At 66.6% G+C, this 16,779-nt stretch carries 13 protein-coding genes; 6 read left to right on the plus strand and 7 right to left on the minus strand.

Annotation, left to right across the window (positions count from 1 at the left end; translation table 11 throughout):
• Positions 1 to 61: 61 nt before the first annotated feature.
• From ACIQ67_RS01820 to ACIQ67_RS01830, 3 genes are read right to left on the minus strand one after another with little or no spacing between them, the layout of a single operon-like run.
• Positions 62 to 850 (minus strand): FAD binding domain-containing protein, encoded by a 789-nt coding sequence (locus tag ACIQ67_RS01820; RefSeq protein ID WP_397532639.1) that lies wholly within the window; start codon positions 848 to 850, stop codon positions 62 to 64.
• Positions 851 to 872: 22 nt separating this feature from the next.
• Positions 873 to 3,227, minus strand: a complete 2,355-nt coding sequence (locus ACIQ67_RS01825) for a xanthine dehydrogenase family protein molybdopterin-binding subunit (RefSeq protein WP_397532640.1) — start codon at positions 3,225 to 3,227, stop codon at positions 873 to 875.
• Positions 3,228 to 3,240: 13 nt separating this feature from the next.
• Positions 3,241 to 3,711 (minus strand): (2Fe-2S)-binding protein, encoded by a 471-nt coding sequence (locus ACIQ67_RS01830; protein ID WP_397532641.1) that lies wholly within the window; start codon positions 3,709 to 3,711, stop codon positions 3,241 to 3,243.
• 267 nt (positions 3,712 to 3,978) lie between these two features.
• Between ACIQ67_RS01830 and ACIQ67_RS01835 the strand changes: the two genes are divergently transcribed.
• From ACIQ67_RS01835 to ACIQ67_RS01855, 5 genes are all read left to right on the plus strand, one after another.
• Positions 3,979 to 4,974, plus strand: coding sequence for an XdhC family protein (locus tag ACIQ67_RS01835; protein WP_397532642.1), 996 nt, complete (start codon positions 3,979 to 3,981; stop codon positions 4,972 to 4,974).
• A 33-nt stretch (positions 4,975 to 5,007) separates the two neighbouring features.
• Positions 5,008 to 5,655: a glutathione S-transferase family protein gene (locus ACIQ67_RS01840; protein ID WP_397532643.1), complete on the plus strand. Its 648-nt coding sequence runs from the start codon at positions 5,008 to 5,010 to the stop codon at positions 5,653 to 5,655.
• Between the two features lie 135 nt (positions 5,656 to 5,790).
• The gene (locus tag ACIQ67_RS01845; protein WP_397532644.1) at positions 5,791 to 6,996 is read left to right on the plus strand and encodes a TIGR04552 family protein; all 1,206 of its coding nucleotides are present in this window, start codon (positions 5,791 to 5,793) and stop codon (positions 6,994 to 6,996) included.
• 56 nt (positions 6,997 to 7,052) lie between these two features.
• The gene (locus tag ACIQ67_RS01850) at positions 7,053 to 7,697 is read left to right on the plus strand and encodes a histidine phosphatase family protein (RefSeq protein WP_397532645.1); all 645 of its coding nucleotides are present in this window, start codon (positions 7,053 to 7,055) and stop codon (positions 7,695 to 7,697) included.
• A gap of 157 nt (positions 7,698 to 7,854) precedes the next feature.
• On the plus strand, positions 7,855 to 9,462 hold the full coding sequence (locus ACIQ67_RS01855; protein WP_397532646.1) for a methyl-accepting chemotaxis protein: 1,608 nt from the start codon (positions 7,855 to 7,857) through the stop codon (positions 9,460 to 9,462).
• Positions 9,463 to 9,892: 430 nt separating this feature from the next.
• On the opposite strand, the gene ACIQ67_RS01860 is transcribed toward ACIQ67_RS01855, so the two are convergent.
• The 3 genes from ACIQ67_RS01860 to ACIQ67_RS01870 form a co-directional block, all read right to left on the minus strand.
• Positions 9,893 to 11,368, minus strand: coding sequence for a ComEC/Rec2 family competence protein (locus ACIQ67_RS01860; protein ID WP_397532647.1), 1,476 nt, complete (start codon positions 11,366 to 11,368; stop codon positions 9,893 to 9,895).
• Positions 11,369 to 11,433: 65 nt separating this feature from the next.
• On the minus strand, positions 11,434 to 12,996 hold the full coding sequence (locus ACIQ67_RS01865; protein ID WP_397532648.1) for a methyl-accepting chemotaxis protein: 1,563 nt from the start codon (positions 12,994 to 12,996) through the stop codon (positions 11,434 to 11,436).
• A 174-nt stretch (positions 12,997 to 13,170) separates the two neighbouring features.
• A complete protein-coding gene (locus ACIQ67_RS01870) occupies positions 13,171 to 15,576 on the minus strand; it encodes a penicillin acylase family protein (RefSeq protein ID WP_397532649.1) in 2,406 nt (801 codons plus the stop codon).
• Positions 15,577 to 15,725: 149 nt separating this feature from the next.
• On the opposite strand from ACIQ67_RS01870, the gene ACIQ67_RS01875 reads away from it, so the two are divergent.
• Positions 15,726 to 16,100, plus strand: a complete 375-nt coding sequence (locus ACIQ67_RS01875; RefSeq protein ID WP_397532650.1) for a hypothetical protein — start codon at positions 15,726 to 15,728, stop codon at positions 16,098 to 16,100.
• 25 nt (positions 16,101 to 16,125) lie between these two features.
• Here the strand turns inward: ACIQ67_RS01875 and ACIQ67_RS01880 are convergent, their stop codons facing one another.
• Positions 16,126 to 16,755 (minus strand): PleD family two-component system response regulator, encoded by a 630-nt coding sequence (locus ACIQ67_RS01880; RefSeq protein WP_397532651.1) that lies wholly within the window; start codon positions 16,753 to 16,755, stop codon positions 16,126 to 16,128.
• Positions 16,756 to 16,779 lie beyond the last annotated feature (24 nt).

Consider the following 16,779-nt stretch of genomic DNA (forward strand, 5'->3'; position numbering starts at 1 on the left):
GCCAGCAGAAGAAAGTGAGTCGCCTGCCGGGGCGACATCCCGGCGGGCTCTCACCGAAGCCTCAAGACCCAGCAACAGCGCGCCCCGCCAACACCGGAATCAAGGCCGCCCGATACGCTGCAGATGCATGCAGATCGGTGTTCAGCCCGTCATCGGAGACGCTCACGGCCCGCGCCGCCGCCTCGCTCCAATCCTTGGCCAGCGCCGCTTCAAGCGCCGCCACGCGGAACACGCCGGCACCGGCCCCCGTCACCGCCACCCGCACGCCCGCCGCCGACCTGGCCACGAACACGCCGACGAGCGAGAAGCGCGAGGCCGGCTGCTTGAACTTCTGCCAAGCCGCCTGCTGCGGCACCGGGAAGCTCACCGAGGTGATGATCTCGCCGTACTGCAGCGCCGTCTCATACAGGCCCTTGAAGAAGTCATCGGCTGCGATGCTGCGCCGGTCGGTGTGAATGGTGGCCCCCAGGCCCAGCACTGCCGCCGGATAGCAGGCGGCCGGATCGTTGTTGGCCAGGCTACCGCCCAGCGTGCCGACATTGCGCACCTGGCGATCGCCGATATTGCCGGCCAGATCGGCCAGAGCCGGGATGGCCTGCTGCACCTCGCGCGAGGCGGCCACCGTCGCATGCGTGGTCATCGCGCCGATCACCACATGGCCCTTGTCGACGCGCACGCCGCGCAACTCGGCCAGGCCGCCCAGATCGATCAGTGCCTCAGGTGCCGCCAGGCCCAGCTTGACGGCGCCCATCAGGCTCTGGCCGCCGGCCAGCAGCTTGGCATCGGCAGACGCCGCGGCGCTGCGCGCCGCATCGGCCAGCGTGGCCGCACGTTGGTAGGTGAAACTCATGATGGTGCTTCTCCCTTGCTGATCAGCGATTGGCCTGGATGGCTTGCCAGACTGTGTGCGGGCTCGCCGGCATCGGCAGGTCCTTGATGCCCAGCGCATGGCAGATGGCGTTGATCACCGCCGGCGGTGAGCCGATGGCGCCGGCCTCGCCGCAGCCCTTCACCCCCAGCGGGTTGTGGCTGCAGGGCGTCCCCTTGGAAGTCTTGACGGTGAAGCTGGGCAGGTCGTCGGCACGCGGCATCGCATAGTCCATATAGCTGCCGGTCAGCAGCTGGCCGCTGTGCGTGTCGTAGATGCCGTGTTCCAGCAGCGCCTGGCCGATGCCCTGCGCGATGCCGCCATGCACCTGGCCCTCGACGATCATCGGGTTGACCACATTGCCGAAGTCGTCCACCGCAGTGAAACGGTCCACCCGCACCACGCCGGTATCGGGGTCGATCTCGACCTCGCAGACATAGCTTCCTGCCGGGTAGGTGAAGTTGGTCGGGTCGTAGAAGGCGTTTTCGTTGAGGCCGGGCTCCAGCTTGTCCAGCGGGTAGTTGTGCGGCACATATGCGGTCAGCGACACCGAGGCGAAAGGCACGCTCTTGTCGGTGCCCGCCACCTTGAAAACGCCGTTCTGAAACTCGATATCGGTGTCCGCTGCTTCCAGCAGATGGGCAGCTATCTTCTTGCCCTTGGCGATCACCTTGTCGACCGCCTTGACGATGGCCGTTCCGCCCACCGACAGCGAGCGGCTGCCATACGTGCCCATGCCGAACAGCACCTTGCCGGTATCGCCATGCTCGATGGAAACATCGTCGATAGGAATGCCCAGCTTGTCGGCCACCACCTGCGCGAAGGTGGTCTCGTGGCCCTGGCCATGCGAATGGCTGCCGGTGAACACCGTCACCTTGCCGGTGGGATGGACGCGCACCTCGCCCGCCTCGAACAGGCCGGCGCGCGCACCCAGGGCGCCAGCAATATTGCTGGGCGCCAGACCACAGGCCTCGATATAGGTGGAATAGCCCATACCGCGCTTCAGCCCCTTGGCCGCGCTCGCCGCGCGGCGCGCCTCGAAGCCCGCCACGTCGGCCAGTTCGATCACCTCGCGCAGCGTGGCGTCGTAGTCGCCCACGTCATAGGTCAGGCCCACCGGTGTCGCGTAGGGGAAGGTCGTGATGAAGTTGCGGCGGCGCAGCTCGGCGGGGTCGATCTTCAACTCATGCGCGGCGGTCTCCACCAGGCGCTCGACCACATAGGTGGCCTCGGGCCGGCCGGCGCCGCGGTAGGCATCGACCGGCGCGGTGTTGGTGAACACGCCTGTCACTTCGGCATAGATCTTGGGCGTGGTGTACTGGCCGGCCAGCAGCGTGGCGTAGAGGATGGTCGGCACGCTGGACGCAAAGGTGGACAGGTAGGCGCCCAGATTTGCCGTGGTGTGCACGCGCATCGCCAGGAACTTGCCTTTCGCGTCCAGGCCCAGCTCGGCCACGGTGGCGTGATCGCGGCCATGGGCGTCGGACAGGAAGGCCTCGCTGCGGTCGGCCGTCCACTTGATGGGCCGGCCGATCTGCTTCGAGGCCCAGACCAGCGCGGTCTCCTCGGCATAGAGAAAGATCTTGGAACCGAAGCCGCCGCCCACATCCGGCGCCACCACGCGCACCTTGTGCTCGGGGATGCCCAGCACGAAGGCGCACATCAGGAGGCGCTCCACATGCGGGTTCTGGTTCGCCACATAGAGCGTGTAGCTCTCGTCCGAGGGGTTGTAGGACGCATTGGCCGCGCGCGGCTCGATGGCATTGGGGATCAGGCGGTTGTTGCGGAACTCCAGCCGCGTGATGTGCGCGGCCCCCGCCATGGCAGCATCGGTGGCGGCCTTGTCGCCGCAGCCCCAGGTGTAGCAGATGTTGTCAGGCACTTCGTCATGCACGGTACCGGGCACGAGGCGCGCGTCGGCGCAATCGACCACCGGCGACAGTTCCTCGTAGTCGACCTCGATCAGCTGCGCCGCGGCCTTGGCCTGCGCGTAGGTCTCGGCCACCACCAGCGCCACCTGGTCGCCCACATAGCGCGCCTTGCCGTCAGCCAGGATCGGATGCTTGGGCTCCTTCATCGGGCTGCCGTCCAGGCTGTTGATCAGCCAGCCGCAGGGCAAGCCTCCGACCGCGCGGAAATGCTCGCCGGTGAAGACGCCCAGCACGCCTTCAGCGGCAGCCGCGGCTTCGGTGCTGATGCCCTTGATGCGCGCATTGGCATAAGGCGAGCGCAGGAAGTAGGCAAAAGTCTGGCGCGGCAGCACGATGTCGTCGGTGTACTGGCCCCGGCCGGTGAGGAAGCGCGCGTCCTCGCGGCGCTTGACGCTTTGGCCGATCAGGCCTGCTTGCGGTGCGTTCATGTCAGCGCCCTCCTCACTTCATGCCCTGCGCGCCGAGCTGCACGGCGCGCACGATGTTCTGATAGCCGGTGCAGCGGCACATATTGCCTTCCAGCCCGGCGCGGATCTCGTGCTCGCTGCCGCAGCTGTGGTGCTGCACCAGGTCGACCGCACTCATCACCATGCCGGGCGTGCAGAAACCGCACTGCAGGCCGTGGCATTCCTTGAAGGCAGCCTGCATCGGGTGCATCTCGCCGTTGGGTGCCGCCAGGCCTTCGATGGTCGTGATCTCGCCGCCCTCAGCCTGCAGCGCCAGCATCGTGCAGGCCTTCACCGCACGGCCGTTTAGGTGCACGGTGCAGGCGCCGCACTGCCCGGTGTCGCAACCCACATGGGTTCCGGTGAGAGCGAGGTCCTCCCGCAGCAACTGCACCAGCAAGCGGTCGGCCGCGACTTCGCGCGTGACCGTCTTGCCGTTGATCTTGAGCGTTATCTTGTGGCTCATGCGCTTGTCTCCTGATAGGTGTCAATCGATCAACGACCGGACGCCGATGTTCCACGCTGTGCCGCTTGTGCGCCATCTACCGTTTACCCGCCTGTATGCCCATACATGGGGCAAACCGGCACCGGGTTGGTGGCTGAGCGTGGCCATGCGGTGCAAGGCGGCGCTTCCCCTTCGGGTTGACCCGGGTTCTTGTGCACCGCAGCGAAGCAGTGGCGCATCGGGTATCTTCTGCGCCTTCAATGCTTGAACTCGCTAAAGTCCGCCCATATGGACAACGTCGATCTGCAGGTGATGCGCCAGGTCTCGGCCTGGCTGGCCGAGGGGCGCGGCGTGGTGCTGGGCACCATCGTGCGCACCTGGGGTTCGGCTCCGCGGCCTGTGGGCGCGGTGGTGGCGGTGCGCGATGACGGGCTGATCGCCGGCTCGGTCTCGGGCGGCTGCATCGAAGACGATCTGGTCGCCAAGCTGCGCGAAGGCGCGTTGAAGCTGAGCAAACCCGAGCTGATCCGCTATGGCGTCGGCGCAGAAGCCGCACAGCGCTTCGGCCTGCCCTGCGGCGGTACGCTGGAGTTGGTACTGGAACCCCTGCACAAGGATTCGCTGCTGGACGAACTGCTCGCGCGCCTGTCGCGCGGCGAGCGCGTGCAACGCCGGCTGGACATGCAAAGCGGCGCGGTGACGCTCTCCGCCCCGCAAGCCGGTGCCGATGTGGTGCAGCTGTCCGATGCGGCATTGACCACCCACCACGGCCCGCAATGGCGGCTGCTGATCATTGGCGCCGGCCAGCTTACCGAGTACCTGGCCAGCATGGCGCTGGCGCTGGACTACCAGGTGCTGGTCTGCGATCCGCGCGACGAGTACCAGCCCGCAATCCCCGGCGCCACGCTGAGCCGCGACATGCCCGACGACGTAGTGCAGGCCTTCGCGCCCGATGGCCACACGGCCGTGGTGGCGCTGACCCACGACCCCAAGCTCGATGACCTGGCGCTGATGGAGGCGCTGAAGGGCCCGGCTTTCTATGTGGGCGCCATCGGCTCGCGCGTCAACCAGGCCAAGCGCAAGGCGCGGCTGGCCGAGCATTTCGACATGACGAACGCGCAGCTGGCGCGTCTGCACGGGCCGGTGGGCCTGCATATCGGCGCGCGCACGCCGCCCGAGATCGCGCTGGCCATCCTGGCGCACATGACAGCCGAACGCTATGGCGTCAGCGTCAGCGCCCAGCGTGAATCGCTTCCCGGTGTCGACGCCGGCTGCAGTCTCTGATCCCGCCACCCCGAACACTTTCTGAGCATTCCCATGATCCAACTGCACTACGGCCCCGGCAACGCCAATATGGCTCCCCATATCGCGCTGCAGGAGCTCGGCGTTCCCTTCGAGCTGGTCCAGGTGGACCGCGCCAACAACGCACACAAATCGGCCGAGTATCTGAAGCTCAACCCCAACGGCCTGATCCCGGTGCTGGTGGACGGCGATCTGGTGCTGTACGAGAGTGCGGCCATCCTGCTGCACCTGGCCGACAGCCATCCGGCGGGCCGGCTGATTCCTGCGCTCGGCACGGCCGAGCGCGCGCATCTCTACAAGTGGCTGGTATGGCTGACCAACACGCTGCAGCCAGCGCTGATCAACTACTTCTACCCTGAGCGCTGGGTGGCCGAAGGTAACGACGCCGGTGCGGCCGAGGTGAAGGCACGCGCGGTGGCCAAGGTGGGTGAGCTGCTGGATCAGATCGAGACGCAGCTGGCTCGCCACCAGGGCACCTGGCTGCTGGGCGAGGATTACAGCATCGCCGACGCGATGGTCTTCATGCTGTGCCGCTGGACCCGTGGCTTCGAGCGCCCGGCGCGCGGCCTGCCGCAGCTTGGCGCCTACCTGCAGCGCATGCTGGAGCGCCCGGCCGTGCAGCGCATGCTCGCCGCCGAAGGTCTGCCCCAGCCTTGGGTCTGAGATCCGACCAAGGGATGACCCCTGCGGACATCCCGACGCGAATCTAAGTGCCGCGTGGCCGCACGGCGATACCACCCGAGCAGCTGAGCCCGCCCCGCGCTATGCTGGGCACGCACCGCAAGCCGGACACGCCCCATGCACGATCTGCAGGCCTCGCTGAAAACCGCACAGCGCTTTTCGCTGAACTGGACCTACCTGAACGCGATCGCGCGCGGCGTTTCGGTGATCGACCTGGGCGCTCTGGCTTTGCGCAATCTGGTCGATGCGCGCCAGTTTGCCCGCGAGTATGGCTACGACATCGAGCAGCCCGGCGTGCTGGACTATCTGCGCCGCATCCAGCGCGAGGCGCTGGCCTTTGTCCGCGAGCAGTTCCTCAGCCCGGCCCAGCAGCCCTTGCTGCCGCCCGAGCTTGACGACGACAGCCAGCCGCTGCAGCTGCTGGTGCTGGCCTCGCAGCGCAGCCACCGCTTCGAACCGAGCCGGCTGTGGGCCTGCGCCGTGCTCAAGGTGATGCACGGCCTGTTCTACATCGACAACAGCCTCAAGCTGCGCCACTTTGCCGCCATACGACAGCAGGTGTTCGCGGGTCTGGATGAGGTGATCAGGGTCGAAGGCGAGCACCAGTACCTGAGCGACGGCAGCATCTGCCTGCCGCTCGTCCACGTGGACCGCAAGCGCAACAAGGGCCGCCACAGCATCCTGTTGAAGCTGCTGCAGAAGCCCGAGTATGTGGCGGCGGACATCCACGACCACCTGGGTGTGCGGCTGACACTCAACACGCGCATCGAATGCCTGCTGGCACTGGACCTGCTGCGCCGCGCCCATCTGGTGACCTTGACCAATCTGGAGATCAGCCGCACCCGCAACACGCTGGTGGACCTGCTGGCTGCCAAAGAGGTGTTCACCCGCCACCGGGCCGAGATCGATCGCAGCCAGGACTATCCCCAGGCCCTGCTGCAACAGATGGATCAGGAACTGGCGACCATCTCGCAAGCCCAGGCCCAGCGCGACAACCCCCACAGCGCGGCCGATTTCCAGAGCCTGCAACTCACGGTGCGCAAGATGATCCATCTGCCTGCCGCCGAGCTGGGCAGCACGCATGAGCGCAATGCCAATGCCGAGGGCCAGCTCGAAGGCCTGAATGAGGGCCTGATCGCCAGCAGCGGCGACATCAGCTTCTTCTTTGCCTACGAGATCCAGTTGCTGGACGCCGCCAGCTTCGAGAAAAGCCAGCAAGGCGCCGCCAGCCATGAGGCTTACAAGCAGCGCCAGGTGGAAACCGCCAGACGGCGCGTGCTGGGCCCGGAACTGCTGGCCTGGCTGCAAGCCCAGCCCTGTTGAAACCTTGGCCGCGGTGCCGACACGCCCGGGTCACGGCCCGCCGGCACAATGTCGGCATGACCGAACTCATCCTGATCCGCCATGGCGAAACCGACTGGAACCGCCGACAGTGCTTCCAGGGCCAGATCGATGTACCGCTGAACGCGCTCGGCCTTGAACAGGCGCAGCGCCTGGGTGATCGCCTCGCGACCGAGCCGATCGACGCGCTGATCGTCAGCGACCTGCTGCGCGCGCGGCAGACGGTGGCGCCACTGGCGCAGCGGCATGGCCTGGAGCCCCATCTGATGCCCGCGCTGCGCGAGCAGGCCTTCGGCATTCTTGAAGGCCTGAGCTTTGACGAGATTCGCGTCAAGCATCCGGCCGAGTTTGCGCTGTGGGTCCAGCATGACCCGAGCTACGCGCTGCCCGGCGGGGCTGAGAGCCGGCATATCTTCCATGCGCGCGTGACCCGCGCCCTGCATGAGGTGGCTGAGCGCCACCTCGGCCAGCGCGTGGCTGTGGTCACCCATGGCGGCGTGCTGGACATGGTGTGGCGCAGCGCCATGAGCCTGTCGCTGCACGGCCCGCGCGAATGCGCGATTCCCAACACGGGCATCAACCGCGTGCGGCTGACCGGGCCGGATGAGATGCAGCAAGCGCTGACGCTGGAGCTGCTGGTCTGGGCCGACGATGCGCACCTGAGAGCGCCACACACACCCTGATCCACTGCGCGCCTTGCTGGCGCTTTGATAACTGATAACAAAAGCCAATCAGAGTGAACTATTTATCACAAATCAGGGCAATCCAGCTGTTTTAGTGCTCTTAATCATCAATTTGATAAAGTCAGATTGAGGAGTGAGCATTTTGGAGGGCTGCATCGTGAACCTGCAAAACATTCGCATCGGGCCACGGCTGGGACTGGCTTTCGGTTTGACGCTGCTGATCATGATCGTCGTCAGCAGCTTCGGCATCGTGACATTGCGGCACCTTGAGACTGAAGGCCGTGAAGCGGCCGAGACCGAAGCCAAACGCGCCGATCTCGCGCAGCAGTGGAGCGCAGGCATCCGCATCAACTGGATCCGCACCGAGGCCAGCCTCTATGCTGAGGACGCGGCCTATCAGGCGGCCTTGCAAAAGGACATGACCGAGACCTCCAAGCAGATCAACGAAACGCTCAAGCTGCTGGAGTCGCTACAGGACGACAAGGGCCGCCAGTTGCTCGCCGACGTCGCCAAAGCCCGCAAGGCCTACACCGAGAGCCGCAGCGCACTCTTGGCGCGCAAGCAAGCGGGTGAGGAGGTGACGCAAGAGCTCAACGAACAGCTGCGCCCGAAGGCCAATGTCTATCTGGCCTCGCTGGCAAAGGTGATCGAGCACAACCACGACATCGCCGCCATTGAGCAAGATGAACTCGTGGCCCAGGCCCGCCGGGCGGAATGGAGTCTAGGTATCGGCACCTTGCTGGCCGCGTCGATCGGCGTGACTTTGGCCTGGCTCATCACCCGCTCGATCAGCCGTCCGCTGGACGAGGCGGTGCAGGTGGCGGAGGCGATCAGCCGGGGCTCGCTCGACCGCACGCTCACAAGCAAGGGCAAAGACGAAGTGGCCCGCCTGGTTCAGGCGCTGGCGACCATGCAGCAGACGCTGATCCGCATCGTTGGCGAGGTGCGCTCCGGCTCGGAAAGCGTGGCCACCGCATCGGCCCAGATCGCGATGGGTAACAACGACCTTTCAGCCCGCACTGAGGAACAGGCCAGCACGCTCGAAGAAACAGCCGCGTCGATGGAAGAACTCAGCTCCACCGTGCGCCAGAACGCCGACAACGCCCGCCAGGCCAATCAACTGGCCCAAGGCGCCAGCAGCGTGGCCGCGCGCGGCGGCGACACGGTCAGCCAGGTGGTGCAGACCATGCAAGGTATCAGCGAAAGCTCGCGCCGCATTGGCGACATCATCGGTGTGATCGACGGCATCGCCTTCCAGACCAACATCCTGGCGCTGAACGCGGCGGTGGAGGCGGCGCGGGCCGGCGAGCATGGCCGCGGCTTCGCGGTCGTCGCGTCGGAAGTGCGCAGCCTGGCCAGCCGCAGCGCCGAGGCGGCGCGCGAGATCAAGAGCCTGATCAGCGTCAGCGTCGAACGCGTTGAGTGGGGCACGGGCCTAGTCGACCAAGCCGGCGTGACGATGCAGGAGATCGTCACTGCGATCCAGCGCGTCACCGACATCATGGGTGAAATCAGCACCGCCAGCGACGAGCAGGCCTCCGGCGTGACCCAGGTCAGCGAGGCGGTCACCACGATGGAACGCACCACGCAGCAGAACGCAGCGCTGGTGGAGCAAAGCGCCGCCGCCGCCGAAAGCCTGAAAACGCAGGCCCAACAGCTGGTCGACACCGTGGCCTTCTTCAAGCTCGCACGCAGCAGCGGCCATTCGCGCCCGCAGCGCCTGCAGCCGGCCACCGCCGAGCGCACGCCGATCGCAGTCGCCTAACCCGCTCCAAAAACAAGTTAGCTGCCAGCTGGCTGCCTCACCATACCCGCCGCCAGCCACAAGCCTGCGCCCACAGTCAGGAAACCAATTGCTGCGCCTTGCGCACCCGTACCCGCATTAACGCACCAACCAGTTGCCGTGGCGCGGCGGGCAATGATGACGGGGCCCGCTGCCAAGGCCTGAGCGCGGCGCCAAGACGCAGCCCTGCAGGGTCGGGCCGCGAACAAAAAAAGCCCGGGGGTTTCAAAGCCCCGGGCTGAATCCACTCTTTTGGGCAGTGGAGGAGACAACTGGTCCAACAATGCTCTTGTATGAGCAGCTTTCGTGCCAGCTTTTGCCCCCCGCTGCGCGGCTGAATTGCCTCAGGCTGGTGCACCAGCGACCAATCTGCGTGCGCCGCTGCGCCGACAAGGCACAAAGGCGCCAGCGCTCAGAAGCGCGACTTCAGCTTGCGCAGCTGCCAACTGTGGTCGGCCTCATTGAGCGTCGCGCACAGAATGGTCTCGCCATCGGTGCGGATGTTTACCAGGCCGTAGATCAGGCCCGCCACCACCAGCGTAGATCCCATCGAACGCTCCACCTTGCTGGGGTTCAGGTCGCCAGGCTTGGTGACCGAAGCCTCGACGCGCAGCGCAGCCAGGTCGGCGCCTTCGTGCACATGGCCATCGGGCGCGCGCAGGCGCAGCGGCCGGCCGAGCTGGATACTGCGGGCGATCTCGGTCGAGTAGATCAGCGGCGTCAGCAGCTTGTCGCCCTCGACCTGCAGATGGCCGGTGGTGGCGCTGGCGGCCACGATGGCGGGCCGTGGATGGTCGTGCCCCTCGCTGTCGCCCGAGGAGATCACTGTCACCGCCGGCCGCATCGCCGCCAGGAACTCATAGCTGACATCGTCGCTGCCGTGGTGGCAGGCCTTGGCCACATCGCACTGGAATTCCATGCGTGCGCCCACATAGTCGTCCAGCAGCGCGCGCTGGCTCTCGGTGTTCAGATCGCCGGTCAGCAGGATGCGTGAGCGGCCGTAGTCCAGACGCAGCAGCACGCTGTTGCCATTGGTGTTCTTGCTGGCCGCGCTGCCGAAGCTGCGCAAGGCCGGCTTGCCTTCGACCTGCCGCTCCACCGGCGCCAGCACGCGCACCGCCACGCCGCCATCAGCACCGTCGAAGCCGGGCAGGAACTGGTCCTTATGGCTGAGCCGGCGCAGCGGCGTTGGCGTGCCGGCCGCGGTCCGGGCCTTGCACGCATGGCCCATGAAATCGGCCCACTCGCCCTGCAGGCGCGGCTGGGCTTCGGGCTTGAGCGACGCCATGATGGCGGTCCGTGCACCCATCAGCTGGGTCAGCCATTTCTTGTCGGTCGAGGTGCTGCCAAGCCAGCGCTGCTTGGTGGCAGGGTTGACCCACCAGCCCACACCTGCGTGATAGAAGGCCTCGACCTGCACCGCCTTGGCATCCAGCTCATCGGTCTGCGCCACGTCCAGAAGATCAGCCAGGCCGCCGTAATGGTCAGCATCGCAGTGCGAGGCGATCATCGCGTCCAGCTTGATCGTCTCCAGCCCATAGTCCTTGACGAACTTCCAGTCCACGAAGTCGGCGGCGTTCTTGCCGCTGGGCTGGGCCGAGCGCTTGTAGCCGCCGTCGATCATCAGATGGCGCCTATCGGGCGTGCGAACCAGGATGCCATCGCCCTGGCCGACATCGATGATGTAGACCTCGAGTAGCGAGGTGTCGCCCAACGCCTTGTTGTCCACCCAGCCTGTCTTGCCACGCGCCCGCACCTTGGAGCGCGCCGCGCCGGGCTCCAGCAGCTGGGCCTGATCGCCCCACAGCAGTTCGAGGCGCAGCTTGCTGCCGGTGTCGGCCGCATACAGCGGCGCGGTGTCAGTGGCAATGTACTTGATCGTGGCCATGATGGACTCCTTGTCCCTGCGCCGAGAACCTCACACATGCCTGCCGCGGCGCAGACGCCCGGCCCTCAGACCTTGAAGACGTGCACCGCCAGGGCCAGGCGGCCAGCCTGGTCCTTGAGCTGCTCGCTGGAGGCCGCCATCTCCTCCACCAAGGCCGCATTCTGCTGGGCCACGCGGTCCATCTCCTGCAGCTGCAGCTGCAGCTCATCGATGTCGTGCCCATCCTGGCCGGCGCTGCTATCGAGCCTGAGCATCAGACTGCTGAGTTGCTCGATCTCGGCCACCATCTGCTGCAAGGTCAGGCCGGTGGCTTCAACCTGGGCTGTGCCCGACTCGGTGCGACCGGTGGTCTCGGCAATCAGGGACTTGATCTCACGCGCGGCATCCGCCGCACGCTGGGCCAGCACGCGGACTTCGGCCGCCACCACGGCAAAGCCACGGCCCGCCTCGCCAGCCCTGGCCGCCTCGACGGCCGCATTGAGGGCCAGGATATTGGTCTGGAAGGCAATGCCGTCGATCGCGCCGGTGATGTCGGCAATGCGTCGCGTCGCGACGTTGATGCCTTGCATCGCTTCGACAGTCCGGGCCATCTGGGCGCCCACCTTCTCGGCCACCACATACGTGCCCTGCGCCAGCTCGCGCGCCTCGCCAGCATGGACGATGCGCTGCTGAAGACGCCCCATCACCTCGGACAGGCGCGCCGTTGCACGCTGGGTGGTCGCTGCGGTTTCCTCAGTGCGGCTGGACAGATCGAGATTGCCTTGGGCGATCTGCCCTGAGGCGGCATGCAGCTCGTCCACATTGCAGCGCACTTCCCGCACCATGCCGGCCAGCCCCTGCTGCATGGTCTGCATGAAGGCCATGACGCTCATCTGATCGCCGCTTGCGACGGCCACCGGTCGGTTCAACGCACCGCGGGCGATGCCTTGCACCACCTCGCGCACCGCGCCGGGCTCAGCCCCCAGGGAACGCATGATGCGGCTGCTAATCACGGCCGCGAATAGGCAGCCGATCAGGCAGGCCACCGCAAGGCCCAGCCAGGCCAGGCCGCTGGCTTGGGCATGCCGCCGCTGGCTTTGCTGGTACTCCTTGGCTGCCACCTCGAGCTGTACCGCCACCAGGGCATTGAGCTTGTCGCTCAGCGGGTCCACTGCCTGGTAAAGCTCGTCCCTGGCCACGCGGTCGAGTGCCGCTTCATCCTGAGTCGCGATGGTATCGCGCAGCTGGTTTCGCAAACGGTCCACGCGCGCCATCAGCGGCTGGATCTCAGCGACCAGCCGACGCTCTTCATCGACCAGCACTGTCTGCAGGTAGGCGCCCCACTCCCGCGCCACCACCGAGGCGGATTCATCGACCAATCGGCGCGCCGTAGCGGCATCCATGCTGCCCATGCGCAGCTTGTGCGTGGTGTCCACCAGATTGACTGCATACATGTCAGCCACCTGCTTGAGTTGCTGCAGCGGCACGACACGGTCGTCGTAGACCGTTCTCAAGGACTCATTGGCCTTCTCAAGCATCCGCATGCCGGAGATGGCCAACAGCGCCATCAGCGCGCATTGCAGAAGCGCCAGAAGGATCAGGCGTGCACGAACGGTGGGAACGCGCGCAAGAACTGCATCGATCACCATGACAACACTCCCCTGAAGAGCCTGGCCGGCAGCACATCTGCGATGCTGTTGGATCCGGCGATGTGCACGGACTCTATTCGCTAGTCGAGCCTAGGTAAAGCGGCAACTGCACCGGACTTCAGGCTCAGACCTGCGATTCCGCTTCAGGGTTGGCGCCGAGGAGCGCCGGGGTCTTCAGGGCCGCAGCTGCAGCGTGCTGCGGGTCGCCGCCGCCACATCCGGCTCGGACAGGTACTGACGGCGGTAGCGGCCTTCGGCGTGCGCCTCTGCCTGGTCGCGGTAGTGCGCGTCGCCCCAGACGCCGCTCTGGCCTACCGGGTTGCTGCCCAGGGCGCGAGCGGGGTCAGAGAAATCGATCACGCGGCGCGTCGACGGCCCGTACACCACGGTCCAGGGCGCCGGACCTGGCATCTGGGCCATATTGTTCGGCACCTCATGGCTGCCGGGCACCGGCAATGGCCCCACGTTGAACAGCTTGTCCAGCGGCGCCTGCCTGCCGAGCGGATGCTGATGCGTCAGCGTGTGCGCGCGCGCCCAAGCCCAGCTCTGGCTGTCCGCGCCCAGCAGCTGACGCAGATGGGCCAGCGTGGCGCCCCAGGCCGCCTTGACGATGTCGTCGCGACTCTCGCGCTCCGGCGTGCGGCGGTCATCCCACCACGGTGAGCCGGCATCGGCCATCAGGCGCGGCAGGGCATGGTCCAGCACGCGGGTGCGGCGCAAGTTCTCGAAATGGGTCTCGCCCAACTCATCCGCCATGGCAGCACGCACCAGCTCCCAGCGCAGCTGGTTGAACAGCGTGGCGGCGACCGAATCCAGCGGGTGATCACCGCGCCAGCTGGCCAGCAACTCGACCAGGCTCTTCTGCTCGGCATCGCTGCCGGCCGACGCACGCAGAGCCGGCAGCAGCGGCGCCAGCACGCGCGGGCCGTAGCCGGTCTGCACATCCAGCTGCACGGCCTGGTTGTCGGCCTGGGTCCAGCGCTTGGCAGGATCGCGCAGCAACTCGTCCAGCCGCTGCGCCCGGTCCCACAGGTTGTAGTAGCCCGGGATGTCGCTGACGCCAGCAGGCTGGTGGTTGGCCGACATGATGTAGCCGCGCGCCGGGTTCTCTTCCTGCGGATTGGCCTCAAACGGCAGGAAGCCCGGCTTATCACCCTCACCTTTGGCACCATCGAGCATGAAGCTCGGATTCACGCCCGCCGGCCGCTGGGGCAGCTTGGCCGCCGCCCACCAGCCGATATCGCCGGCCGCGCTGGCCCACATCACGTTCAGGCCGGGTGAGTGGATTTTGCTGGCCGCCGTGCGGGCCTTGGCCAGTGTGTCGGCGCGGTTGAGCTCGTAGAAGGCCTCCAGCACCGGGTTCTCGGTTTCCAGGAAGGCCCACCACAAGGCGACTGGCCGCTGGCCGGCGCTGTCCTTGAGCATGCGGTTGATGATGGGGCCATGCGGCGAGCGCTGCAGCTTCAGCGTCACGGCCGGCTTGCCCTTGACCGCAATGAGCTCCTCACGCGTCTGCAGCTTCACCCACTGGCCTTTGTGCATCACCTCGTCCGGGTTGGCGGGGTTCACCGTCTCGACCACCAGATCGATGTCGTCGTTCTGGAACATCGTCAGGCTCCAGCCGAAGCTGGCGTTGTGGCCCAGCAGCGCGGTGGGGTTGAGCGCCTGGTGGTGGCCATAAAGCTCGAAGCCCGGCGCCTTCAGATGCGCCTCCCACCAGACCGCTGGCAGGGAAAAGGCGATATGCGGATCGCCGGCCAGCAGTGGCTTGCCCGAGGCGCTGCGCGCGCCCGAGATCAGCCAGGCATTGCTGCCCTCATAGGCCGGAACGCCGGCGGCCTCCAGCGCCTGCTGGCTGAGCCGCGCCACGCGGCCCAGTTCCTGCCATTCAGCAGCGGCCAGTTGCGGGGCCTGGCGCACCGCACCTTCAGGCCGCCAGTCCAGGTCGAAGATCTTCAGATAGTCCGCGCCCAGCTGATCGCGCACCTGGCTCAGCACGGGTTCGGTGCGGAAGGCGGCGGCAAAGCTGTAGGCCAGGTAGCCGGCCACACTGACTGTGTCGGCCGGCGTGAAGGGGCGCTTCGGGATGCCCAACAGCTCGAACTCCAGCGGCGCCGGGCGGCTGGCCTGGTACTGGTTGATGCCGTCCAGATAGGCCATCAAGGCCTTCTTGGCCGGCGTGTCGACGCGGGCGAACTCGCGCGCCGCATAGGCATCCGCATGCGCGCGGATGCCCAGCGTGCGGAACAGCTGGTCGGTCTCGACCAGCTTCTCGCCCAGCACCTCTGCCAGCTCGCCGCGCGAAAGCCGGCGCACCATCTCCATTTGGAACAGCCGGTCCTGCGCATGGGCATAGCCGAGCGCCCGGTACAGGTCGCCCTCATTGGCGGCCGTGATATGGGGCACGCCGAACTCGTCGTAGCGCAGCGTCGCCGGCGCGCTAAGGCCCGTCAGCTGCAGCTCGCCGCTGCGCTGCGGCAGCTTGGCGCGCAGATGCCAGGTGGCGCCAGCCAGGCCGACAAGGAGCAATGCCAGCAGCGCCCAGCCCGTGGTCTTCCAGATCTTCTTATTTTTCTTCATCAGCGCTTGTCTCCGTTCTATGCGCTGATTGCAGCACAGCGGCGCCGCTCTGCCAGCCGGTATTGGCCCGCAGAGAGCCAGGCCTTGAGCAATGCGCTGACAATCAGCGCACCGTTGAGTATTCAACCAAAGCAGGAGCTGCCTGACCTATGGCCATCTCATGGATGACCGCGCTGAAACTGATCCCCTGGGCGGACGTGATCGAGGCAACGCCAGCCCTTGTCAAGGGCGCACGCAGCCTTCTCAAGCGCACCCAGAAGGAAGCGGCTGAAGCGGCCGAACCCGCAGCGCCCCCCTCCTCCCTGCCTGAGGCGCTGACGCGCGTGCAGCACCTGGAGTCGGAGCTGGCCCAGCTGACGCAGGCCCAGGCCGAGAGCGCAGCGCTGCTGGAATCGCTAGCCGAGCAGCAGGCGCGTCTGGTGGAAGCCGTGCAAACGCTGAAGCTGCGCAGCCGCCTGCTGACGGCTGGCCTGGCCTTGGCCCTGGTGCTGGCCGTGCCGGCGCTGTGGTTGGCGAGCCGCTGAAAGAAAACCGAAGCCCGGCGGGCTTTCAGGCCTTGGCCGTAGCCGTTGCCTGGTGCAGCATGGCTAGGGCTTCGACGCGCTTGAGCAGCTCGCGGTCGTTCCAGGGCTTCTTGAACAGGCCGTACAGGCCCTGGATCTCATGCACGCGGGCATGCAACTCGTCGTGGCCGGTGATCGCGATGATGGGCAGGTCTTCGGTTTCCAGGCTGCCCTGCACGGCGGCGATCAGCTCGAAACCGTCCTTGTTGGGCATCTCCAGATCCGTGACCAGCACATCGAAGCGCGCCTGGGCCAGCTGCTCCAGCGCCTCGACGCCGTCCTTGGCCAGCGTGACACGGTAGCCGGCGCCTGCAAACAACTTGCCCAGCTTGGCACGAGCCACGGCGGAGTCGTCCACCAGCAGCACCGAAGCAGGAGCGGCGGGCTGGGTGGGCTGGGTGGGCTGTGCCGGGCTGGCCGGCACAGGCGTGCTGGCCGCACGTTGCAGCGCCACCGGTGGCTGGCTGGGCAGATCGGAATCGGCAGGCGGCTGCGACAGGCGATCGGCCTCGTCGCCGCGACGGCTGCTGATGAAGAGCACGACGATGGCCAGCGGCACTGCAATCAGCAGCGGCAGCAGGTAGTGGTTCAGCATCTCGGGCAATTCGAAGGGCATGGCATCGTCCTCAGCACATCGGCC

It is taken from the genome of Roseateles sp., assembly GCF_044373315.1.
Classification (GTDB): domain Bacteria; phylum Pseudomonadota; class Gammaproteobacteria; order Burkholderiales; family Burkholderiaceae_C; genus JACDQM01.

Coding starts and splice junctions, on each gene's coding strand:
- ACIQ67_RS01830 (WP_397532641.1), bottom strand. CDS start 3,711: ATGAGCCACAAGATAACGCTCAAGATCAACGGCAAGACGGTCACGCGC.
- ACIQ67_RS01850 (WP_397532645.1), top strand. CDS start 7,053: ATGACCGAACTCATCCTGATCCGCCATGGCGAAACCGACTGGAACCGC.
- ACIQ67_RS01840 (WP_397532643.1), top strand. CDS start 5,008: ATGATCCAACTGCACTACGGCCCCGGCAACGCCAATATGGCTCCCCAT.
- ACIQ67_RS01870 (WP_397532649.1), bottom strand. CDS start 15,576: ATGAAGAAAAATAAGAAGATCTGGAAGACCACGGGCTGGGCGCTGCTG.
- ACIQ67_RS01860 (WP_397532647.1), bottom strand. CDS start 11,368: ATGGCCACGATCAAGTACATTGCCACTGACACCGCGCCGCTGTATGCG.
- ACIQ67_RS01825 (WP_397532640.1), bottom strand. CDS start 3,227: ATGAACGCACCGCAAGCAGGCCTGATCGGCCAAAGCGTCAAGCGCCGC.
- ACIQ67_RS01865 (WP_397532648.1), bottom strand. CDS start 12,996: ATGGTGATCGATGCAGTTCTTGCGCGCGTTCCCACCGTTCGTGCACGC.
- ACIQ67_RS01880 (WP_397532651.1), bottom strand. CDS start 16,755: ATGCCCTTCGAATTGCCCGAGATGCTGAACCACTACCTGCTGCCGCTG.
- ACIQ67_RS01845 (WP_397532644.1), top strand. CDS start 5,791: ATGCACGATCTGCAGGCCTCGCTGAAAACCGCACAGCGCTTTTCGCTG.
- ACIQ67_RS01820 (WP_397532639.1), bottom strand. CDS start 850: ATGAGTTTCACCTACCAACGTGCGGCCACGCTGGCCGATGCGGCGCGC.
- ACIQ67_RS01875 (WP_397532650.1), top strand. CDS start 15,726: ATGGCCATCTCATGGATGACCGCGCTGAAACTGATCCCCTGGGCGGAC.
- ACIQ67_RS01835 (WP_397532642.1), top strand. CDS start 3,979: ATGGACAACGTCGATCTGCAGGTGATGCGCCAGGTCTCGGCCTGGCTG.